This is a genomic window from Serratia sp. (in: enterobacteria), assembly GCF_052400455.1.
GTDB classification, from domain to species: domain Bacteria; phylum Pseudomonadota; class Gammaproteobacteria; order Enterobacterales; family Enterobacteriaceae; genus Serratia; species Serratia ureilytica.
Map to the genome: position 1 here is coordinate 2,365,870 of NZ_CP185812.1, position 21,319 is coordinate 2,387,188.

Below are 21,319 nucleotides of genomic sequence, written 5' to 3' on the forward strand. Positions count from 1 at the left end.
CGTCACGTCGACGGGAAAGGCGGCGGGCACGGTTAACCGCGCCCGCCGTTGAGGATCAGAACTTCACCGAGCCTTGCAGATAGAAGGTGCGCGGCTGGCCGACGTACAGACCTTTGTTATTGTCGTCATAGGCGCGGGTGAAATACTCGTGGTTAAACAGATTTTTCACGCCGACGCCCAGATTCAGACCGGCCATTTCCGGGCCAAAATCATAGGCGGCGCGCACGCCCCACAGCATATAGCCGGGAATGCGGCCGGTGCTGCCGTCGGCGCTTTCCGCCACGGTGTTGGCGTTGTCGGCGAACTGGCTGGATTGGAACTCGCCGTTAAGGTTAAACGCCCAGTTGCCCGGCGTGTAGTCCAGCCCCAGCGTGCCTTTATGCTTCGGCGAGAACGGCACCTGATTGCCCTTGTAGCCGCCGTCTTCACGGATGGTGGCGTTGACGTAGGCGTAGCTGGCGTAGGCGGTCAGGTCGTCCAGTTTCGGCGTCAGCTGCGACAGATCGTAACGCAGGCTGCCTTCCAGCCCGGCGTGGCGGGTTTTGCCGCGCGCGGTCACGCTGTCGGTCACCTGGTTGGAGTCGTACTGGTTGTTGAAGTTGATCAGGAACAGCCCGAGCTCACCGGTCAGCGCATCGCCGGCGTAGCGGGTGCCCAGCTCCCAGGTGCGCGCCTTCTCGGGTTCAATCTTGCCGCTGTCGACTGCCTTGCCCATCTGGCTGTATTGCACGGTGCCGAAGGAGCCTTCAGTGTTGGCGTACAGGTTCCAGTATTCGTTCAGGTGATACATCACGTTCAACGCTGGCAGCGGCGCGTTATAGCTGACGTCGAGGCGGTTGTTCTTGATGTAGTTGTTCTGATACGACTTGATGTACTCGTAGCGCATGCCCGGCGTGATGGTCCAGTCGCCGATGTCGATGCGATCGTCGAGATAGAAGGCGTGCGCCTCGGTGCCGGACTGGGTGTCGCGATCGTACGGGCTGGCGGTGGACGGCAGCCTGCCGGTGCTGGCCTTGCTGGTGTAGCGCAGCTCATGGGTGGATTCACTGACGTAACGGTAGCCGACGCCGACCTCATGGGCAGAATCTCCCCAGCGGAAACTCTGGCTGTAGCGCGGTTCTACGCCGCGCACCCAGTATTCGCGCGGCGACAGCGTCAGGTTCTTGCCCTGATCCAGATAGCCGCTGCGCAGGGTGTAGGTGTAGAAGCTCTGCACGTCGAACTTGTGCTGCTGATCAGGCTGATATTGGTAGCCGAAGTTCGCCAACTGGCGGCGGCCCCAGAACTTGTCGTACGGGCGCGTAGACTGGAACGGGTTGGCGTTGTAGTCCGCCCGGCTCAGGCCGCCCGGCATGTTCGCTTCGCCTTCGTAGTATTGCAGCAGGCTGTTGAAGGTGTGCACCTCGTTCGGGGCGTAGCGGCTTTTCAGCATCACGTCGTCTATCTTGGTTGCGCTGTGCTCGCGCCAGTCGCTGCCGCGGGTGCCGGAGTAAAGCAGCGCCGCGCCGAAGCCGTTGTCGGCGGTGCCGCCGATCATCAGGTTGCCGGTGCCTTTCGGGTGATCCTGGCGCGAGGTCGGGCTGAGCTGCCCCTGCATGCCGGCCTCCAGGCCGAAGGTTTTCGGGATGGCGCGGGTAACGAAGTTGACGACGCCGCCGACGCTCTGCGGCCCATAGCGCACCGCGCCGCCGCCGCGCACCACGTCAATCGCATCCATATTGCCGAGCGAGACCGGCGCCAGCGACAGCTGCGGCTGGCCGTAAGGGGCGAAGGGCACCGGAATGCCGTCCATCAGCACGGTAGAGCGGCTGGCGAGGCGCGGGTTGAGGCCGCGTATGCCGAAGTTCAGCGCCATATCGTGGCTGCCGGTGCCGTTGTTCTCCGGCGCCACCACGCCCGGCACGCGGTTCAACGCTTCACGCACGGTGGTGGTGCCGGTTTTAACGAAGTCTTCGCGGCGCACTACGTCGCGCGCGCCGGGGTGTTCGAACACGTCTGCCTGACGGCCTTCCGCCAGCCAGTCGCCGACCACGGTGATGTCTTCTTCTTTCTGCGGCTCCGGCAGTTTGGCCAGCGTGTAGCCGTTGTTGCCGAGCGCTTTAGCCTGCAGGCCGCTGCCCGCCAGCAGGGCGTTCAGGCCGTCATCGACGCCGTAGCTGCCGCTCAGGCCCGGCGAACGTTTACCGGCGGTTAGTGCGCCGTCCACCGAGAGCGCGATGCCGGCGCGCGCGGCGAAAGCGTTCAGCGCGCCGTCCAGCTCACCGGCCGGAATGTGATAGGCGGCAGCGGCGCTGGCGGCGCTCGCCATCTGCGGTGCAGCGAAGACCAGGCCAATGGCCACGGCCAGCGGCGTGGCACGTTTTCCCCAAAGCGAAGCCGGAGCGACCTTTCCCCAAGCGTTGTTCATACCTTCTCCTGAATCATTTTTTATTTATTGCTGCAGTGTTTTCCTGGGAGTCGGATGAGCAAAGCAAAAGGGACAATCAAGAATGCGATTTTTTATCATTTTCATTTAAAAAATTCAGGCGGGGACGATTTGCAACCAATAGCGGGTAAAGCTTTGCAGGCGTACCGGCAGCGTCTGGCTGAGCAGGGCGAGGGCGCGATCGGTATCGTTGAGCGGGAAACTGCCGCTGACGCGCAGGCCGGCAACGGCCGGATCGCAGCTCAGGTGGCCGCGCCGATAGCGCGCCAGTTCGGCGATCACCCGGTCCAGCCGCCACTGGCTGACGCTCAGCACCCCGTGTAGCCAGCCGTCTTCCGCCGCAGCCGGTTGTTTGTCGCTGAAGGCCGCGGCGCTGAAGCTTATCTGTTCTCCGGCTTCCACCCGGCGAGTTTGCCGCGCGTCCTGCGCCAGCTGCGCTTCGACCGCATGCTCCAGCACCGTCAGGCGCGTCTCGCCGCCGTTCTCACGCACCAAAAAGCGGGTGCCGAGCGCGCGCATCGCTCCCTGCGGGCTTTGCACCCACAGCGGCCGGGGGTCGCGTCCGGTAACCAGGCTGATCTCCCCGGCGTGCAGGCGGATCAGCCGTTGGCGATCGTCGTAATGCACGTCCACCGCGCTGGCGGTGTTCAGCACCAGCTGGGTACCGTCGCTTAACACTATGGGTTTGATCTCGCCGGTGGCGGTGCGGTAGTCGGCGCGCAGCTCCCGGCCGAGCGGCGACTGGTAAAGGAAGCCGCCGCCGCCCACGCCGAGCAACAGCAGCAGGCTCTTCAGCAGGGTGCGGCGATCGATCGCCGATTGGCGGCCGGCGCGATCGAGCGCACGGTAGCTGAACTTGCCCGGTACGCCCTGCAGCTGGCTCTGCAACGCTTCGACGCGCTGCCAGGCCCAGCGGTGATCGTCATGCTGCTGATGCCAGGCTTGCCACTGTTGGCGCTGGCGGTCGGTGACGTGTTCATCGCACAGCAGGGCATACCAGTGTGCGGCCATTTTCAGCGCCTGGCGCTGCTCGGGGGTGATGGCGTTGCTCATGAATAAACGTCGTTTTCCAGGCTGAACAGCAGGCAATGCTCGGTGGCTTTGGCCATGTATTTTTTAACCGAACTGACCGACACGCCGAGGCGCGCGGCGATGTCCGCATAGCCCAGGCCTTCGAGCTGCGACAGCAGGAAGGCCTGTTTCACCTTCGGCCCCAGGCCGTCGAGCATGGCGTCGATCTGCTGCAGGCTTTCCAGCAGGCTCTGGCGCTGCTCCGGCGACGGGGCATAGCCGTCCGGGATCAGCGCCAGCATCTCAAGATAGGCGCGCTCCAGCGTTCTGCGGCGAAACAGATCGACCATCACCCGCTTGGCGACGGTGACCAGAAAATCTTTCGGCTCGCGCAGGGTCGCCGCGGCGTCGCTTTTCAGCAGGCGCATAAAGGTGTCCTGCGCCACATCGTCCGCGTCGAAAGTGCAGCCCAGCCGCCGACGCAACCATCCCTGCAACCAGGCGTGGTGGGTGGCGTAAAGGCGCGACAGCGCGGCGTGCGGGGCAGAGGCGGTGGCGGACATGGTTTTCGCATTGCTGGTCAAAAAGATGCGCGGATGATAATTGAGAATAGTTATCGTTTCAAGTTTAGCCGTTGCCTCCAGGCTGGGGTTCCGCCCCCGGACGCGGCGTTGAAATAAAGCGGACGGTCGTAAAGAGCGTCGTTTGCCCATTAAAGGTGCAGCGGCGCGGTGTTATTTCGACAAGCAAACGGTTGCTATTTATCCGCCGTCGAAGACTGAGCGTGGGTCTTATTCTCTTTCGCCGGCTTATGCTTTTAGGTTAATTACCAATCAATTGTTTTTATTTAAAAATGTATTTTATCGCCGCCTGTTGGCATACGGCTTGCTATGCTTAAGCCGGTCTTTGCGTTTGGGCAAAAAGCCTTGTTTCATCGGCGCAGGTTATTTCGCGGGTGAGCTTGGTCGGTCGTCACAAGGAAGAAAATAATGGCACTGCAATTCACCACGGCTATTCGTGGCAATTTTTTTGATATCGCAGCCTGTGTGGAGTCGCCGCAACAGCTCGAAGAACGCCTGCGGCATGTTCCCGACGGTTTGCTGCTGCTGAACGACGGCGTCATCGTCTGGTTCGGCAGCTGGCGGCAGGGCGAGGCGCTGCTGCCGCCGGGCTTCGCGGTCACGGAGTATCGCGACAAGCTGATCGTGCCGGGTTTTATCGATACCCATATCCACTATCCGCAAACCGAAATGATTGGCGCCTATGGCGATCAACTGCTGGACTGGTTAAACAATTACACCTTCCCGACCGAAAGCCGTTACGACTGTGAGCAGCACACCGACGCGATGTCGGCTTTCTTTCTGCAGCAGTTGTTGAGTAACGGCACCACCACCGCGCTGGTGTTCGGCACCGTGCATCCACAGTCGGTCGATGCGCTGTTCAGCCAGGCGGCAGCGCTGAACATGCGCCTGATCGCCGGCAAGGTCATGATGGATCGCCATGCGCCGGAGGCGCTGCTGGAAACGCCGGAGCAGAGTTATCGCCAGACGCGCGAACTGATCGAACGCTGGCACGGCAAAGGCCGCCTCGGTTACGCCATTACGCCGCGCTTTGCGCCCACCAGTACGCCGGCGCTGCTGGCGCAGGTGCAGCGGCTACGTGAAGAATATCCCGACGTTTGGCTGCAGACGCACCTGAGCGAGAACCCGCAGGAAGTGGCCTGGGTAAAAGCGCTGTTCCCGCAACACCGCAGCTATCTGGATGTTTACCACCGCTACGGCATGACCGGCGATAAAAGCGTATTCGCCCATTGCCTGCATCTGGAGGAGCAGGAGTGGGACTGCTTGTGCGATACCCGCTCGGCGATCGCCTTTTGTCCCACCTCCAACCTGTTTCTCGGCAGCGGGCTGTTTGACCTGCAGCAGGCCTGGCGCAAGCGGGTGAAGCTCGGTATCGGCACCGACGTGGGGGCCGGCACCACCTTCAATATGCTGCGCACGTTAGGCGAGGCGTACAAGGTCGGCCAGCTGCAGCATTACCGGCTCTCCGCCGTAGAAGCGTTCTATCATGCCACCCTGGGCGGCGCCCGCGCGCTGGCGCTGGACGACAAAATCGGCAACTTCAACGTCGGCAAAGAGGCGGATTTCGTGGTGCTCGATCCGGCGGTCACGCCGCTGCAGCAGCTGCGTCACGCCAACAGCGCCACGCTGATGGAGCAAGGGTTTATGCTGATGACCCTGGGGGACGATCGCAACATTTATCGCACCTATGTGGACGGTAAGGTGGTTTATCGGGCGTCGCGCTGACGCAGCCGCGCCTGCAGCCAAACGCTGAGCGGCGCGACGGCGACGGCGCTCAGTGCGCACAACCACAGCAGGCGTTGCAAACTGCGCGGGGTGAGGCCGCCGCTCAGCAGCGCGGAAGAGAGCAAGAAGGCCACCGTGGCGCTCAGGTGTATCAGGGCGGTTTGCAGCGTGCCGAAGGCGGCGCGTTGCCGATTGTCCGGCCAGCGCATGCTCAGGGAAGAGATCGCCACCAGCCGCGCGTAGGCCGCCGCGAGAAACGTCACCATAAACAGTTCAGCGCGATCGCCACCGCGCGCCGCCAGCCACAGGCTGCCCAGCAGCAACAGCGTGGCGCCCAGCGTCAGCGTCACGGCGCCAACGCGTTGCAACCAGCGGCCCGCCAGCACGGTCGCCAGATAGCCGGCCACGCCGCCGAGCAGAAACAACCAGGACAAATGCGCGTCTGCCACCTGTAACCGCTGGGTGAGCAGCGGCGCCAGCACCGGGATCAGCAGCATCGGGCTGAACTGCGTCAGACCGGCGGCGGAGGCGAACAGCAACAGCCGGCGATCGAGCGTGACGGGCGCGGCAGCCTGTGGCTGCGGCGCATCCCTGGGAACGAACAGCGCCACCAACACCGCCGCCAGCAGACACAGCCCGCCGATAGTCACCAGCGCGGCGCGCCAGTTCGCCACCTCGCACAGGTACAGCATGCCCGGCATGCCGACGATGCTCACCAGCGAAAAAGACGCGATCACCGTCGCCAACATTCGGCCGTGCAGCGCGGCCGGCGCGGCGTTGAGCAGCAAGCCGAACCCCACGCCCATCGTGGTGCCGCCCAGCAGACCGGCCAGCAGCCGCAGCGCCAACAGCCAATAAAACTGCTGGGTTGCGGCGATCAGTAAGGTCGTCACCCCCAGCAGCGCGACGTTGAGCAGCAGAAAACGCCGCTTTTCAACGCCGCCGATCCAATAGAACGCGCCGATGCCGGAAATCACCGCCGCCAGCGTATAGGCCGCGCTGACATAACCGGCGTAACTGACGGGCACGGAAAAGTCGGCGGCCATATAGAGAAATATCGGGTTGAACACCATGTATTCCAGGGCATTGGTGAATTGAATAAAGGCGATGACCAGCGCTATCGCCGTCAGCTTTCTCGTGGGTGTCATAAGCATCCATCGGTTGCAGAGTCAGGCCGGCAGTGTAGCGCGTGGCGTTGCGCGGGATTAGGTGGTAGAAATGGCATGGTTTGTTATCAAATGTGGGATAATCATGCGCGCCAAATTGGATTTAAACCTGTTACGCATTTTCGTGGCGGTGGTGGAGCAAGGCAGCTTCGTCGGGGCCGCTCGGGCGCTGGCGATGCCTACCTCCAACGTCAGCCGCGCTATCTCGCAGCTGGAGCGCCAACTCGACCAGCGCTTAATCGAGCGCAGCACCCGCTCAATGCGGCTGACGCCGAACGGCCAACTGTTGCATGAGCGGGCTCAGCCGTTGCTGGTGTCGCTCGATCACACCGCGCAAACGCTCAGCGAACGGCAGCAACAGCTGCGCGGGCCGCTGCGCCTGTGCGTGCCGAATGAAGTGGGGCCATATCTGTTGGGCGATCCGTTGGCGGCCTTCGCCCTGCAGCATCCGCAGATCGAAATCAGCTGCGTCACCAATCTGGCGGGCATGGCGTCGCTGCTTGACGATGTCGATCTGGCGGTCATGGTCAGCCGGGGCCTGTTGGACGACAGCGACTATGTCGCGCAGCCGCTGGCGACCTTTCCCTGCATTGTGGTGGCTGCGCCGGCGCTGGTGGCGCAGTGGCCGCCGACGTCGGAGATTGAGCAATTCACGCAATTGCCCTGTATCAGTACGGTGGATGCGCTGAAGGGCATGCCGTGGCAATTCGTCCGTCCGGACGGCAAGTTCGTTACCGTCCCGGTCAATGCGCGCTATCGCGTCAATAGCGGGGAGATGGCGCTGAAGGCGGCCTTGGCCGGCGTGGGGTTCGCCATACTCTCCGAGCTCGGCTGCCGGCCGTTTCTGGCCGACGGACGTTTGGTTGAGATACCGCTGGCCTTGCCGCCGGCGCCGCTGCAGCTGTATGCCGTTTATCCCGGCCGCCGCTATCTGCCGGCCAAAACGCGCGCGCTGCTGACCTTTCTGATACAGCAGATCGGCGAGGCGGCTCACTTCTAATCACTTGTTTTTGCTCAAACTGCCAACTGCGCCTAAGCTAGGAGGTGACTCAGAGGGAGCCATTCCCCGAGACCTTATTCCGTGAACATGGAGGAGTTTCGATTTGATGCGTTTATCCACATTGGTGCTGGCGATCGGCATGGCGCTGGGCTCGCAGGCACAGGCAGCAGAAACCCAACCTCACGCCGACCATAGCGCGCTGCCCAGCGGCCAGGCGAAGGAGGCTACCGTGACCGGTGAAGCCAATCAGCACGACAAGCAAAAGACCCAAAATCCGTTCTTCTATCAAAGCCGTCTGCCGTTCCAGGCGCCGCCGTTCAACCTGATCAAGGAAAGCGACTACGCGCCGGCGATCGAAGCGGGCATCAAGCAAAAGCGGGAAGAGGTGGAGAAGATCGCCAACAACCCGGCCAAGCCTAACTTTAAAAAATACCTTCGTGGCGCTGGAGCAGGCCGGTTCGCTGCTGACGCGGGTGATGAACGTGTTCGGCGCCATGACCTCGGCCAATACCAGCGATGCGCTGCAGAAGCTGGATGAAGAAACCTCGCCGAAGCTGGCGGCGCTGAACGACGACATCATGCTCAACGGCAAGCTGTTCGCGCGCATCAAGGCCATCTATCAAGATCGCGATGCGCTGAAGCTGGATCCGGAGTCGCGTCGGCTGGTGGAAGTCACCTATAAGAACTTCGAGCTGGCGGGCGCCAACCTGTCGGACGCCGACAAGGCCAAGCTGAAAGCGCTGAACCAGGAAGCGGCGACGCTGAGCACCCAGTTCACCAACAAACTGCTGGCGGCGAGCAAAAACGGCGCGCTGGCGATAACCGACCAGGCGAAGCTGGACGGTCTGTCCGAAGGTGAGTTGGCCGCGGCAGCGCAGGCGGCCGCCGAGCGCAAGCTGGAGAAACAGTGGCTGTTGGTGCTGCAGAACACCACCCAGCAGCCGCTGCTGCAGAGCCTGAAAGATCGCGATACCCGCAAAGCGCTGTTCGACGCCTCCTGGACGCGTGCGGAGAAGGGCGACGGCAACGATACCCGCCAGACCATTTCCCGACTGGCCAAGGTGCGCGCCGAGCAGGCCAAGCTGTTGGGTTACCCGAACTACGCCGCCTGGAAACTGCAAAACCAGATGGCCAAGACGCCGGATGCCGCGCTGAGCTTTATGCGCAACATCGTGCCGGCGGCCACCGCGCGCGCCGAACGTGAAGCCAAAGACATTCAGGCGGTGATCGACCAGCAGAAAGGCGACTTCAAGGTGCAGGCCTGGGACTGGCAGTTCTACGCCGAACAGGTGCGCAAGGCCAAGTACGATCTGGACGAGTCGCAGATCAAACCTTACTTCGAGCTGAACAACGTGCTGAACAACGGCGTGTTCTACGCCGCCAACCTGCTGTACGGCATCAGCTTCAAAGAGCGCAAGGACATTCCGGTCTACCAGCCGGACGTTAAGGTGTATGAAGTGTTCGACAAGGACGGCAAATCGCTGGCGCTGTTCTATACCGACTACTTCAAGCGCGACAACAAGGGCGGCGGCGCCTGGATGAGCAATTTCGTCGATCAGTCGAAGCTCAATGGCACCAAGCCAGTGATCTACAACGTCGCCAACTTCACCAAACCGGCGCCGGGGCAGCCGGCGCTGCTGTCGTATGACGACGTGATCACCATGTTCCACGAGTTCGGCCACGCGCTGCACGGCATGTTCGCCGATCAGGAATACCCGAGCCTGTCGGGTACCAACACCGCGCGCGACTTCGTCGAGTTCCCGTCGCAGTTCAACGAGCACTGGGTCAGCGATCCGAAAGTGTTCAGCCACTTCGCCAAGCACTACCAGACCGGCGAGGCGATGCCGCAGGAACTGGTCGACAAGATCAAGAAGGCCGACAAGTTCAACAAGGGCTACAGCATGACCGAGCTGCTGTCCGCCGCGCTGCTGGATATGCACTGGCACATGCTGACCGCCGATCAGCCGCAGCAGGACGTGGACAAGTTCGAGGCCGAGTCGCTGCAAAAAGACAAGGTGGATCTCAGCTACGTGCCGCCGCGTTACCGTTCCAGCTACTTCCAGCACATCTGGGGTAACGGCTACGCCGCGGGCTACTATGCCTATCTGTGGACGGAAATGCTGGCGGACGACGCCTTCCAGTGGTTCACCGAACACGGTGGCCTGACCGCCGAGAACGGCCAGCGCTTCCGCGACATGATCCTGTCGCGCGGCAACAGCCAGGATCTGGAGAAGCTGTACATCGACTGGCGCGGCAAAGAGCCGAGCATCGAGCCGATGCTGATCAACCGCGGGCTGAAGGACGAGTAAGTTCGGCCATTCCCGGTAAGCAAACAGAAGGGCGCATTATGCGCCCTTCGTCTTTTGAGGCTTGGCCGACGCTCAGCGGTTCACCACCAGCTCGGAGAAGTTGGGCAGCGATGTGATGTCGCTGAGCGTCACGACAACGCTGAATATGAAACCGCAGGCACAAGATGGCGCGACTGCGCACTGAGCCGCCTCAGGCTTGGCGCAGGAACGCCACCAGCCGCTGCGCCGGCAGCGGCAGCTGCGCCAGGTCACGCACCGCGATCGACAGGCGCCGGGTCGTCCATTCGTCCGTCAACGTCAGTGCGCTGTGCCGAATTTGCGGATGGCGTTGGGCGCTCTCTTCCGGCACCACTGCCAGCCCGGCGCCGCGCAGCACCATGCGGCAGATGGCGTCGAAATGAGCCGCGCGCGCCCGCAATCGCATCGGGCCGCCGCTGCGTATCGCCAGCTGTTCCAGATGCTGTTGCAGCGCACTCTCTTCCGGCAGGCCGATAAACTCGAAAGGCAGGGCGTCCGCAAAGCTGAGCGTGCGGCGACCGCTGAGCGCATGCCCCGGCGGCAGCGCCAGCACCAGGCGATCCTGGCGAAAAGGGTAGCTTGTCAGCCCGCGCAGATCGGCGTGATCCGCCACGATGCCGATATCCGCCGCCCGTTCAGCGACCGCCTGCGCGATGGCCGGGCTGGGCAGCTCCTCCAGTACGATATCGGTATGCGGGTGCAGCACCAGAAAATCCGCCAACAGCTCCGGCAGAAAAGCGTCGGCGGCGACGGTATTGGCGACGATGCGCAGCCGGCTGCGCTGGCCCGGCGCGAACTCGGCCAGGTCGCCGCGCAACCGCTCACGCTGCTGTAAGAGCACTCGCGCGTGATGCAACAGGCGCTCACCGGCAGGCGTCGCCTGGACGCCGCGCGGATTGCGCGTCAGCAGCGCTACGCCGGCCTGTTGCTCCAGCCCGCGCATGCGAGCGCTGGCGGCGGCCAGCGATAGCCCGACGCGCTCGGCGCCGGCGGTGATGCTGCCGGTCTCGAGCACCGCCGCCAACAGCCGCAGATCGATAAAGTCAAAATGCATGCGTTTTCCCTCTGTCTTTGCCGCAGGCAGGCTCTGCCATTGCCGCATTGTGCCGCGCTATACCGCCGGCCACAATCGAGCCGTTGATTCGCCATAAGGATAGACGCATGTCGCTGACGCTACTTGAGATTATCGCCCTGACGGGCATTTTTACGCTGGCCGGCACGGTCAAAGGAGCGATCGGTCTGGGGCTGCCGACCGTGTCGATGGGGCTGCTCAGCCTGATGATGCCGCCGGGTCAGGCCGCCGCGTTACTGTTGCTGCCTTCGCTGATCACCAACCTGTGGCAGTTGGTGCGCGGGGCGCGGCTGGGGACGCTGTGCCGCCGGCTCTGGCCGATGATGCTGTGCGTCACGCTGGGCACGTTGTTGAGCGCGGGGGCGCTCACTGCCGGCGACGGCCGCCTGGCGCCGCTGGCGCTGGGCGTGTGTCTGATCGGTTATGCGCTGCTGGGTTTTACCCGTTTCGACTGGCGCGTTTCCGCTGCGGCGGAACCCTGGTTGGGGCCGCTGTGCGGCCTGGTGACCGGTGCGCTGACCGGCGCCACCGGAGTGTTCGTCATTCCGGCGGTGCCTTACCTGAATGCGTTGGGCCTGGCGCGCGACGATCTGGTGCAGGCGCTGGGGCTGTCGTTCACCGTCTCGACGCTGGCGCTGGCCGCCGGTTTAGCCTGGCATCAGGCGCTGCCCGCCACGCTGCTCGGCGGTTCGCTGTTGGCGCTGTTGCCGGCGTTGGGCGGCATGTGGCTGGGGGAGAGGGTGCGCCGTCATTGTCGCCCGCAGCTGTTCCGCCGCCTCTTCTTTATTGGGCTATTAATCTTGGGCGTTGAGATTATTTGGCGATTCAATTAATTGAATCGATAGTACCTACGTGTAATCAGGTTCGATATATTATTCTGGGGTTTATTTTAATATGATGAGTTGCAATGTTTAGAACACACTTTTCTTATTGGTTTTTTTCATGAAATACAGGGTGGTTATGGATTGTTATTAGTGTGTTTTACTTTTTCAACTATAACCCTTTTAAAATGGGATAACCCCAGTGAATGCATAGGGGAACATTGATGAAGGAAATTTTAAGCAGCCAATTCTATGCGATGTCGGGTGGATGGCAGGATCGAGATGGGAGTGGAAAAAGAGCGTCTGATAACGGAGATGGGGTATATGATGAATAGATATGTTGTTTTTATAAAGAGTGATGAATCAAAAGTGCTAAGAAAGGAAGTGGTTACGCGAGAAATAATTAAAGACATGAAGCAGAAGGGGTTCAGAAAGCATTATGTTGAAGTAGAGGCTGAGAACGAAAGCGATGCCATTAAAAAATTAAATAAGAACAGCAATGATTATTTGGATTCATTGAGAAATTTTTCAGGTGATTTATTGTTCTGTTCTATTTTTGTTATTATTATGACGATAGTCTATTTTGCCACGATGAAAATGAGTTAGAAGTAGATACTGTAGGATTTAAAAAATAAAAAAGGCTTGTCGAACTGGATCTCTCTGATTTTTCTCTGGATATGATACCGCCATTGGGTGAAACATACGTTCATAAAAATTTATTGGCGCCAGGATCACTCAGAAGATTTAAAGGTGTTTATTTTAATGGTTTCATATCCTCTCACCAAAATTAACTGACCTTCAGCTTATTTTATTGTCAATACAGTAGTCTGTGAATTTGAATGTTAGCTATCACTAAGGGACGCTGCTCATGTTTCGCCAGGAAGCGATCGAGAATCAGAAAATGAAATGGCGTGGCAGGGCGCTTCTGCTACCCGGTATTCCCGTTTGGGGCACGACAGGGTTCTGCCTGTTTTTCTTCATCGCCTTTCTCACCTTCGCGATCGCCGGTACCTATACCCGGCGGGTCAACGTGACCGGCGAGATCAGCACTTATCCGCGCGCCGCCAACGTTTATTCCGCCGTCCAGGGGATAGTGGTCAAGCAATTCGTCACCGAAGGGCAGGTGATTGCCGCTGGTGCCCCCATTTACCAGATCGACGTCAGCAAGAGTACCCGTAGCGGTGTGATCAGCGACAACCAGCGCCGGGATATCGATGGCCAGCTGGCACGCATTGCGCAAATCATCAACCGACTGGAAAGCAGCAAGCAGGCCACGCTTATCATGCTGGAACAACAGAAGGCGCAATACACCGCCGCATTCACCCGTTCCACCGATATCCTCAAACGCGCCCAGGAAGGGATTCGCATCATGAAGGAAAACATGGAGAACTACCGGCACTATCAGACCAAAGGGCTGATCAATAAGGATCAGCTCACCAACCAGGTGGCGCTGTATTACCAGCAGCAGAACAACCTGCTGGGCCTGTCCGGCCAGAACGAACAGAATGCGCTGCAGATCACCGCGCTGGAAAGCCAGATCCATATCCAGGCCGCCGAATTCGACAACCAGATTTACCAGATGGAGCTGCAGCGCTACGAGCTGCAAAAGGAGCGGCAAAACATAGATGCCACTGGCGATATTATCGTTCGCGCGCTGGCCGGCGGCCGTATCGATTCGCTGAGCGTCACGGTTGGCCAAATGGTCAACGTCGGCGACAGTCTGCTGCAGATTATCCCGCAAAACATCGATCGCTATGCCCTGGTACTGTGGGTGCCCAACGACGCTATCCCCTACATCGTCGCCGGCGATAAGGTCAATGTGCGCTATGACGCTTTTCCGGCGGAGAAATTTGGCCAGTTTGCCGGTACGGTGGCCGTCATCTCCAAAGCCCCGGCCTCGCCGCAGGAAATGCTGACCTATCAGGGAGCGCCCAAAGCGGCGCTGACCGCCGCCGTGCCGTACTACAAAGTGATCGTCATGCCGGAGAAACAGGCCATTGCCTATGACGGTAAACGTCTGAGCCTGGAAAACGGCATGAAAGCGCAAAGCACCCTGTTTCTGGAAAAAAGGAAGATTTATCAATGGATGCTGTCGCCGTTCTACGACATGAAACACAGCGCGGCGGGGCCAGTCAATGAGTAGGACCTCATTCAAACAACGGGTCAGCCAACTGGATCTGCGGTTGCGCCACCGGGTTTCGATGGTGCACCAGACCGAGTCGTCGGAATGCGGGCTGGCCTGTCTGGCGATGATCTGCGGTTATTACGGCAAAAATATCGACATGATCGCGCTGCGCCGGCAGTTCAACCTGTCAACCCGCGGTGCAACGCTGGTTGGACTGACCGGTATCGCCGAGCAATTGGGGGTGAGCACCCGTCCCCTGTCTCTGGATCTGGACGAACTCGGCGCGCTAAAACTGCCCTGCATTCTGCACTGGGAATTCAACCATTTTGTGGTGCTGGTCAGCGTCAAAGGCCACCGCGCAGTGCTGCATGATCCGGCGCGCGGGCGCCGGGCCGTCAGCCTGACGGAACTGTCGCACAGTTTCACCGGCGTAGCGCTTGAGGCCTGGCCCGGCAGCGAATTCACCGCCGACAGCGTCCGCCATCGCATTCATCTTCGCACGCTGATCGGCAGCGTGCATGGCCTCAAGGGGGCGCTCGGCAAAATCTTTTGCCTGTCTCTGGTATTCGAAACCATCAACCTGGTGATGCCCATCGGCACGCAGCTGGTGATGGATCACGCTATTCCTGCCGGAGATCGTGGGTTACTGTCGCTCATCTGCGCCGGATTGATGCTGTTTATCTTGTTGCGGGCTGCCATCGGCATGGTGCGGGCATGGTCAGGATTGGTCATGGCGACGCTTATCAACGTTCAGTGGCAGTCCGGGTTGTTCACCCATCTGCTGCGCCTGCCGCTCGGTTACTTTGAACGTCGTAAGCTGGGGGACATTCAGTCACGCTTCGGTTCACTGGATACGCTGCGCAGCACTTTCACCACCAGCATCGTCGGCGCCATCATGGACGGCATCATGGTGATCGGTGTGCTGGTGATGATGGCGCTGTATGGCGGCTGGCTGACCTGGGTAGTGCTCACTTTCACTGCGCTTTATGTGTTGATGCGACTGCTGACCTACGGCTATTACCGTCAGCTGTCCGAGGAGGCGCTGGTGAGAGAGGCTCGGGCCGGCTCGTATTTTATGGAAACGCTGTACGGTATCGCTACCGTCAAGATGCAGGGCATGGCAGAACGCCGCATCGCTCACTGGCTAAACCTTGAAATCGACACCATCAACACGGGGATCCGCGTCACCCGAATGGACATGCTGTTTGGCGGGATCAACACCTTTATAGCGGCGTGTGACCAGATCGTCATTCTGTGGTTGGGAACTAGCCTGGTGATCGATAACCAGATGACCCTCGGTATGTTCGTGGCGTTCGGCGCCTTTCGGGGGCAGTTCTCCGACCGCATCGGGTCGCTGACGGAATTTTTGCTGCAGCTGCGCATGATGAGCCTGCATAACGAGCGCATTGCCGATATCGCCCTGCATCCGCGGGAGGAGCGTAAACCCGATCACCCTTACACGGCGGGCCTGCAACCTTTGGGATTGACGACCCATGCCCTGAGCTATCGTTACGACAGCCAGTCACCGGCTATCTTTGATGGCCTGGACATCAGCGTTGCGCCGGGCGAAAGCGTGGCCATCGTGGGCCCGTCCGGCGCCGGAAAAACCACGCTGATGAAGGTGTTGTGCGGGCTGTTTACCCCGGCTGCAGGGCGGGTTGAGGTGAACGGCGTCGATATCCGGCAGCTCGGCATCAACAACTACCACAAAATGATTGCCTGCGTGATGCAGGACGACAAACTGTTCTCCGGCTCAATCCGCGAAAATATTTGCGGGTTCGCGGACAAGATGGATGATGCCTGGATGGAAGCCTGTGCCCGTGCCAGCTATCTGCATGAGGTGATCATGCGCATGCCGATGGGGTATGAAACCCCGATCGGCGAGTTGGGGGAAGGATTGTCCGGCGGGCAAAAACAACGGCTATTCATAGCTCGGGCAATCTACAAGAAACCGGCTATTTTGTTCCTGGATGAGGCCACCAGTGCACTGGATAAGGAGAGCGAAGCTGCCGTGAATCAGGCAATTAAGAGACTCAATATCACTAAGCTGATCATTGCCCACCGTGAAACGACCATTGCGTCGGCAGATCGGGTTATCCATCTTGGATAAGGGGGGATATCACCCGCGCCACAAGCCATTTACATTGCTTTTCTCCCTAAAAACCCAATAAGTGGCGATGGGGCAAGGCTATTTTTGCTGCTCGCTTCCGCTTTCAATTTACGGCGCGGCGCATTGCGCGATATTCTGGTTTTCTGATGGGCTAACGGCGGATGAGGGAACCATGACAGACAGCCAGGCATTTGAACAACAAAGCCTCGATAATCTGCTGAGCTATTGGCGGCGCCACCGCCGCCTGCCGGGCGCGCGTTATCCGGCCGGCCCGACTGACACCCTGTGCGATGTGCCGGGCGTCAGCGTCGGGCATCACACGCTGGCCGACGGCGAATGCCAGACCGGCGTCACCGCCATCGTGCCGCCGGGTGACCTATTCAACCAGCCGCTGCCGTGCGGCAGCGCGGTGCTCAACGGCTTCGCCAAGCCGCTGGGGCTGGTGCAGCTGAACGAACTGGGGGTGCTGCAAACGCCGATCCTGCTGAGCAATACCTTCGCGGTCGGCACGCTGTTCAACGCCATGGTGCGGCGCAGCTGCCGGCGCTACCCGCAGATCGGCCGCGGCAGCGCCACCATCAACCCGCTGGTGCTGGAGTGCAACGACGGCTACCTCAACGATATTCAGGCGATGGCGGTGCGTGAGGAGCACGTCTTCAGCGCGCTGGATAACCATTCCACCCGCTTTGCGCGCGGCAGCGTCGGCGCCGGGCGCGGCATGAGCAGTTTCGGCTTGAAAGGGGGCATCGGCACCGCTTCGCGCTATTGCCCGGGGCTCGGCACCACGCTCGGCGTGCTGGTGCTGGCCAATTTCGGCACCCTCGACTCGCTGACGCTGAGCGGCGTGCGCGTTGGCCAGGCGCTGGGCAAGCTGTTGGCGGATCCGCCGCCGCAGGTGGATGCCGGTTCGGTCATCATCATCATCGCCTGCGATCGGGCGCTGGACAGCCGCCAGCTGAACCGCATCGCCCGCCGCGCGGGCGCGGGCCTGGGGCGGGTGGGCAGCCATTGGGGGCACGGCTCCGGCGACATCGCGCTGGCGTTCTCCACTCGGTTGCTGGGGGCGACGCTGCCGGACGAACGGCTGGAGCCGCTGTTCGCGGCGGCGGCGGACGCCACCGAATACGCGGTGCTGGATGCGTTGCTCAGCGCCGAAGGCGTCAGCGGCTTCGAGCAGCATGCGCGCGTGGCGCTGGGCCCGCTGCTCGATCGGCTGGCGGCAAATTAAATAACGGGAGCTTGATGTGAAAGTCTTTATCTCTGCGGATATCGAGGGGATCGCCGGCGTGATGCGGCCGGAGCAGTGCAACCCGGCCCACGCCGACTATGCGGCGGCGCGCGAGCTGATGGAGCAGGAGGTCAACGCCGCCATCGACGGCGCTTTTGCCGGCGGCGCCACCGAGGTGACGGTGGCCGACAGCCACGCGATGATGCAGAACCTGCGCGCCGAACGCATCGATGCGCGGGCGCGCCTGGTGCAGGGCAAACCGCGCGGGCTGTCGATGGTGGAAGGGCTGCAGCATCAACGTTACGACGGCCTGATGTTTATTGGTTATCACAGCGCCGCCGGCGAGCGTGGTGTGCTGGCGCATACCATTAACGGCCGGGCCTTTTATCGCGTCAGCCTGAACGGCGAGGCGGTAGGCGAAAGCGATCTGTATGCGGCGGCGGCGGCCGAGTTGAACGTGCCGCTGTGGCTGGTGAGCGGTGACGACGAGCTGCAACGCTGGATCGCTGAACGTTATCCGCAATCCGGCTATGTTTGCGTGAAACGCGCCCTCTCGCAAACCGCCGCAGAATCGCTCAGCCCACAGCGGGCACGCGCCGAGATCCGCGAGCGCGCGATGCAGCAGGTGCGCCAGGGCGCCAGACTGCCGGTGGAGCGCCGTTTTATGCCGCCTTACCGGCTGACGCTGATGGCGGCCAAACCGGTGCTGGCGGATCTGTTCAGCCTGGTGCCCGGCGTGGAGCGCCAGGATGCGCTCACCGTGGCCTTCGACAGCGACAACATGGCGGCGCAAATCCGCCTGCTCAGCGTCTTCTCCTATCTGGCGACGACGCAGAGCTGACCCCCGGTGCGGGTTTCCGCCCGCACCGCACGATTCTCCAATAGAAAATCCCTCTTCAACATTAAGCCTACTGGATAATAGGCTACGCTAATTATTGCTCTGTTGTGCTATGTCACCTGACCGGCGCGGCAAGCCATTCCCATAATTAGCGCTGTTTCGCCGAAGGCAGTGACGCCTTCGGTTTTTTTGGAGTCATGAGCAATGAGCATATCCCAAGTTCCGCTTTCGCGGCGGCGGTTTATCGTCGGCGCCGGGGCGTTGGTGATCGGCGCCTATCTGCCGTCCACCGGCGCGCTGGCGCGCTCGAACGCCCCGGCCGCCGCCGGCGCGACGGCGTTTGACGCCAACGCCTTCGTCCAGATCGGCGCCGACGGCATCGTCACCGTCATCAGTAAACACACCGAAGTAGGCCAGGGGGTCTATACCGGCATGGCGACGCTGGTCGCCGAAGAGCTCGACGCCGACTGGGCGCAGGTGCGGGTAGTGGCCGCGCCGGTGGATACCGCCGTCTACAAGAACCTGGCGTTCGGATTCCAGGGCACCGGCGGTTCCAGCTCGGTCGCCAACGCCTATGAACAGATGCGGCGCATGGGCGCCATGGCGCGCGCGCTGCTGGTGCAGGCTGCGGCACAGAGTTGGAAAACCTCCGCGCAGGAAATCACCGTGCAGGCGGGCAAGATCCGCCATGCCGCCAGCGGGCGCGAAGCGGGTTTCGGCGAGTTCGCCGAGTTGGCCGCCACGCTGCCGCCGCCCGATCCCGCCAGCCTGGCGCTGAAGGATCCGGCCAATTTCACCCTGATCGGCAAAACGCGCGGTCTGCACCGCGTCGATTCACTGGCGAAAACCAACGGCAGCGCGCAGTTCTCGCAGGATATCCACGAGCCGGACATGCTGACCGTCACCATCAAGAAACCGCCGCGCTTCGGCGGCAAGGTGGCGACGTTTGACGCCGACCGTGCGTTGGCGGTGCCGGGCGTGGTGGCGGTGAAACAGGTTGCCACCGGCGTGGCGGTTTACGCCAAAAACACCTGGGCGGCGATCCAGGGGCGGGATCGGCTTAGGGTCACCTGGGACGATGCGCAGGCGGAGCGACGCAACACCGAGGAGATTTACGCCGAATTCCGCCAGGTGGCGCAGAAAACCGGCGTAGTGGCGAAGAGTCTCGGTAAGCCGGACGAGGTGTTCGACAAGGCCGACAAGGTGATTGAGGCCGAATACACCTTCCCCTACGTCGCTCACGCGCCGATGGAGCCGCTGGACGGCTATCTGTTCTGGGACGGCGAAAGCGTCAAGGCGCGCTACGGCTGCCAAATCCAGACGCTCGACCACAAGCAGCTGTGCGATCTGTTCGAGCTGCCGCCGGAGAAGGTGCAGATTGAAACCATTCTGGCAGGCGGCAGCTTCGGCCGGCGTATCGATCTGGGCAACCCGACGCTGGGGCCGGATCTGGCGGCCGACATGGCGGCGGCGGCCAAGGGCATTGGCCCCGGCCACGGCGTGAAGGTGGTATGGACGCGCGAGGACGACATCCGCAACGGCTGGTATCGCCCGATGATCCTGCATCGCCTGCGCGGCGCCATTCGCGGCGGCAAGGTGGTGGGCTGGACCGATACCGTAGTCGGCCACTCCTGGACGCGCCACAGCGCGATGGATGCGCTGGTGGTCAACGGCCTCGATCAGATGATGGTCGAGGGCGCCAGCGAGGTGCCTTATACCTTTGAGGCCTTCCGCTGCGATGCGCATATCGTGCCCGGCAAGGTGCCGACCACCTCGCTGCGGTCGGTCGCCAGCACCCACACCGGCCACGCGGTGGAGAGCTTTATCGATCAACTGCTGCAGGAAACCGGGCAGGATCCGGTGGAAGGGCGGCTGGCGCTGATGGGCGACGCGCCGCGCGCGGCGGGCGTGCTGCGGGCGGTGGCCAAAGCCGCTGATTGGCAGGGCGCCAAGGTGGTGGACGGACGCGCGCGCGGCGTGGGCGTTGCCAAGGCGTTCGATACCTATGTGGCGCAGGTGGCCGAGGTATCGATCGGCGAAGGGGGCATCCCGAAAGTGCACAAGGTGTGGTGCGCGGTGGACTGCGGCGTGGCGGTGAACCCCGACGTGATCCGCGCGCAGATCGAAGGCGGCATCGGCTACGGCCTGAACCTGGCGCTGTACGGCAATATCACGCTGAAAGACGGCGTGGTCGAACAGTCCAACTTCAATAATTTCCGCCCGCTGCGCATCAATGAGATGCCGGAGGTTGAGGTGATCATCATGCCCTCGACCGAGAAACCGACCGGCGTGGGCGAACTGGGGGTGCCGACCATCGCTCCGGCGGTCGGCAACGCGCTGGCGCTGCTCGGGCGGCCTCGCGCCTCGCTGAGCCTGCCGCTGCATAATCCCACTACGAATCCGGCGTCTGACAAGGAGAGAACCTGATGATTCATTTAACCGTAAACGAGCAGCCGCTGACCTTTGAGGGCGATCCGCACATGCCGCTGCTGTGGTTTTTGCGTGACGAAGCCGGCCTGACCGGCACCAAGTTCGGCTGCGGCATCGCCATGTGCGGCGCTTGCACCGTGCATCTGGACGGCGTGCCGGTGCGTTCGTGCATGACGCCGGTCTCCGCCGCCGCCGGCAAGAAAATCACCACCATCGAAGCCGTCGGCGCCACGCCGGAAGGCAAGGCGGTGCAGGAAGCCTGGCTCCACCTGGACGTGGTGCAGTGCGGTTACTGCCAGTCCGGCCAGATCATGAGCGCCAGCGCGCTGCTGGCCCAGAGTAAAAACCCGAGCGATGCGGACATTGACGCGGCGATGGGCGGCAACGTCTGCCGCTGCGCCACCTATGTGCGCATTCGCGCCGCCATCCACCAGGCCGCCAAGGCGTTGGGTTAGGGAGA

Annotated in this window: 16 protein-coding genes and 1 pseudogene; 12 read left to right on the forward strand and 5 right to left on the reverse strand. The window is 61.6% G+C overall.

Going from position 1 to position 21,319, the window contains the following annotated elements:
- Window positions 1–55: 55 nt before the first annotated feature.
- The 3 genes from fecA to fecI form a co-directional block, all read right to left on the reverse strand.
- The gene (gene fecA / locus ACORQT_RS11560) at window positions 56–2,308 is read right to left on the reverse strand and encodes a TonB-dependent Fe(3+) dicitrate receptor FecA (RefSeq protein WP_439080368.1); all 2,253 of its coding nucleotides are present in this window, start codon (window positions 2,306–2,308) and stop codon (window positions 56–58) included.
- Window positions 2,309–2,521: 213 nt separating this feature from the next.
- Window positions 2,522–3,478 (reverse strand): ferric citrate uptake sigma factor regulator FecR, encoded by a 957-nt coding sequence (fecR, locus tag ACORQT_RS11565; RefSeq protein WP_164058053.1) that lies wholly within the window; start codon window positions 3,476–3,478, stop codon window positions 2,522–2,524.
- Window positions 3,475–3,999 (reverse strand): ferric citrate uptake sigma factor FecI, encoded by a 525-nt coding sequence (gene fecI / locus ACORQT_RS11570; RefSeq protein WP_444859409.1) that lies wholly within the window; start codon window positions 3,997–3,999, stop codon window positions 3,475–3,477. Before fecI ends, fecR begins: the two co-directional genes overlap by 4 nt.
- 142 nt (window positions 4,000–4,141) lie before the next feature.
- Here fecI and ACORQT_RS11575 point away from each other — a divergent pair, with 142 nt between their 5' ends.
- Together ACORQT_RS11575 and guaD are read left to right on the forward strand one after the other, a co-directional pair.
- Window positions 4,142–4,426, forward strand: coding sequence for a hypothetical protein (locus ACORQT_RS11575; RefSeq protein ID WP_164058055.1), 285 nt, complete (start codon window positions 4,142–4,144; stop codon window positions 4,424–4,426).
- Window positions 4,426–5,742: a guanine deaminase gene (gene guaD / locus ACORQT_RS11580; RefSeq protein ID WP_164058056.1), complete on the forward strand. Its 1,317-nt coding sequence runs from the start codon at window positions 4,426–4,428 to the stop codon at window positions 5,740–5,742. The genes ACORQT_RS11575 and guaD overlap by 1 nt, the downstream gene beginning before the upstream one ends.
- Here the strand turns inward: guaD and ACORQT_RS11585 are convergent.
- A complete protein-coding gene (locus tag ACORQT_RS11585; RefSeq protein ID WP_164058057.1) occupies window positions 5,724–6,890 on the reverse strand; it encodes an MFS transporter in 1,167 nt (388 codons plus the stop codon). The genes guaD and ACORQT_RS11585 overlap by 19 nt on opposite strands.
- Window positions 6,891–6,993: 103 nt before the next feature.
- Here ACORQT_RS11585 and ACORQT_RS11590 point away from each other — a divergent pair, with 103 nt between their 5' ends.
- Together ACORQT_RS11590 and dcp are read left to right on the forward strand one after the other, a co-directional pair.
- Complete coding sequence (locus tag ACORQT_RS11590; protein WP_164058058.1) at window positions 6,994–7,908, forward strand: LysR family transcriptional regulator; 915 nt, start codon at window positions 6,994–6,996, stop codon at window positions 7,906–7,908.
- A gap of 106 nt (window positions 7,909–8,014) precedes the next feature.
- A pseudogene (gene dcp, locus ACORQT_RS11595) lies at window positions 8,015–10,217 on the forward strand (peptidyl-dipeptidase Dcp).
- Window positions 10,218–10,407: 190 nt separating this feature from the next.
- Here the strand turns inward: dcp and ACORQT_RS11600 are convergent.
- Window positions 10,408–11,289: a LysR family transcriptional regulator gene (locus ACORQT_RS11600; protein WP_164058060.1), complete on the reverse strand. Its 882-nt coding sequence runs from the start codon at window positions 11,287–11,289 to the stop codon at window positions 10,408–10,410.
- Between the two features lie 107 nt (window positions 11,290–11,396).
- Here ACORQT_RS11600 and ACORQT_RS11605 point away from each other — a divergent pair, with 107 nt between their 5' ends.
- The 8 genes from ACORQT_RS11605 to ACORQT_RS11640 all read left to right on the forward strand — a co-directional run bounded on the left by ACORQT_RS11605 (window position 11,397) and on the right by ACORQT_RS11640 (window position 21,314).
- Entirely contained in the window at window positions 11,397–12,140 is a 744-nt protein-coding gene (locus tag ACORQT_RS11605; RefSeq protein WP_164058061.1) for a sulfite exporter TauE/SafE family protein, read from the forward strand.
- Between the two features lie 270 nt (window positions 12,141–12,410).
- Window positions 12,411–12,734, forward strand: a complete 324-nt coding sequence (locus ACORQT_RS11610; RefSeq protein ID WP_080376486.1) for a hypothetical protein — start codon at window positions 12,411–12,413, stop codon at window positions 12,732–12,734.
- A gap of 262 nt (window positions 12,735–12,996) precedes the next feature.
- Window positions 12,997–14,271, forward strand: a complete 1,275-nt coding sequence (locus ACORQT_RS11615) for an HlyD family secretion protein (RefSeq protein WP_164058258.1) — start codon at window positions 12,997–12,999, stop codon at window positions 14,269–14,271.
- Complete coding sequence (locus ACORQT_RS11620; RefSeq protein WP_164058257.1) at window positions 14,264–16,363, forward strand: peptidase domain-containing ABC transporter; 2,100 nt, start codon at window positions 14,264–14,266, stop codon at window positions 16,361–16,363. Before ACORQT_RS11615 ends, ACORQT_RS11620 begins: the two co-directional genes overlap by 8 nt.
- Before the next feature lie 172 nt (window positions 16,364–16,535).
- Window positions 16,536–17,591, forward strand: a complete 1,056-nt coding sequence (locus tag ACORQT_RS11625; RefSeq protein ID WP_033650461.1) for a P1 family peptidase — start codon at window positions 16,536–16,538, stop codon at window positions 17,589–17,591.
- Window positions 17,592–17,607: 16 nt separating this feature from the next.
- Window positions 17,608–18,432 (forward strand): M55 family metallopeptidase, encoded by an 825-nt coding sequence (locus ACORQT_RS11630; protein ID WP_047575890.1) that lies wholly within the window; start codon window positions 17,608–17,610, stop codon window positions 18,430–18,432.
- A gap of 201 nt (window positions 18,433–18,633) precedes the next feature.
- Window positions 18,634–20,856, forward strand: a complete 2,223-nt coding sequence (locus ACORQT_RS11635; protein ID WP_164058047.1) for a xanthine dehydrogenase family protein molybdopterin-binding subunit — start codon at window positions 18,634–18,636, stop codon at window positions 20,854–20,856.
- The gene (locus ACORQT_RS11640; RefSeq protein ID WP_101453049.1) at window positions 20,856–21,314 is read left to right on the forward strand and encodes a (2Fe-2S)-binding protein; all 459 of its coding nucleotides are present in this window, start codon (window positions 20,856–20,858) and stop codon (window positions 21,312–21,314) included. The genes ACORQT_RS11635 and ACORQT_RS11640 overlap by 1 nt, the downstream gene beginning before the upstream one ends.
- Window positions 21,315–21,319: the final 5 nt, after the last annotated feature.

Bases quoted from the DNA above. Each gene is read 5' to 3' on its own strand.
- fecA (WP_439080368.1), bottom strand. From the start codon at position 2,308: ATGGCGAGCGCCGCCAGCGCCGCTGCCGCCTATCACATTCCGGCCGGT.
- fecR (WP_164058053.1), bottom strand. From the start codon at position 3,478: ATGAGCAACGCCATCACCCCCGAGCAGCGCCAGGCGCTGAAAATGGCC.
- fecI (WP_444859409.1), bottom strand. From the start codon at position 3,999: ATGTCCGCCACCGCCTCTGCCCCGCACGCCGCGCTGTCGCGCCTTTAC.
- guaD (WP_164058056.1), top strand. From the start codon at position 4,426: ATGGCACTGCAATTCACCACGGCTATTCGTGGCAATTTTTTTGATATC.
- ACORQT_RS11585 (WP_164058057.1), bottom strand. From the start codon at position 6,890: ATGACACCCACGAGAAAGCTGACGGCGATAGCGCTGGTCATCGCCTTT.
- ACORQT_RS11590 (WP_164058058.1), top strand. From the start codon at position 6,994: ATGCGCGCCAAATTGGATTTAAACCTGTTACGCATTTTCGTGGCGGTG.
- ACORQT_RS11600 (WP_164058060.1), bottom strand. From the start codon at position 11,289: ATGCATTTTGACTTTATCGATCTGCGGCTGTTGGCGGCGGTGCTCGAG.
- ACORQT_RS11605 (WP_164058061.1), top strand. From the start codon at position 11,397: ATGTCGCTGACGCTACTTGAGATTATCGCCCTGACGGGCATTTTTACG.
- ACORQT_RS11610 (WP_080376486.1), top strand. From the start codon at position 12,411: ATGGGAGTGGAAAAAGAGCGTCTGATAACGGAGATGGGGTATATGATG.
- ACORQT_RS11615 (WP_164058258.1), top strand. From the start codon at position 12,997: ATGTTTCGCCAGGAAGCGATCGAGAATCAGAAAATGAAATGGCGTGGC.
- ACORQT_RS11620 (WP_164058257.1), top strand. From the start codon at position 14,264: ATGAGTAGGACCTCATTCAAACAACGGGTCAGCCAACTGGATCTGCGG.
- ACORQT_RS11625 (WP_033650461.1), top strand. From the start codon at position 16,536: ATGACAGACAGCCAGGCATTTGAACAACAAAGCCTCGATAATCTGCTG.
- ACORQT_RS11635 (WP_164058047.1), top strand. From the start codon at position 18,634: ATGAGCATATCCCAAGTTCCGCTTTCGCGGCGGCGGTTTATCGTCGGC.
- ACORQT_RS11640 (WP_101453049.1), top strand. From the start codon at position 20,856: ATGATTCATTTAACCGTAAACGAGCAGCCGCTGACCTTTGAGGGCGAT.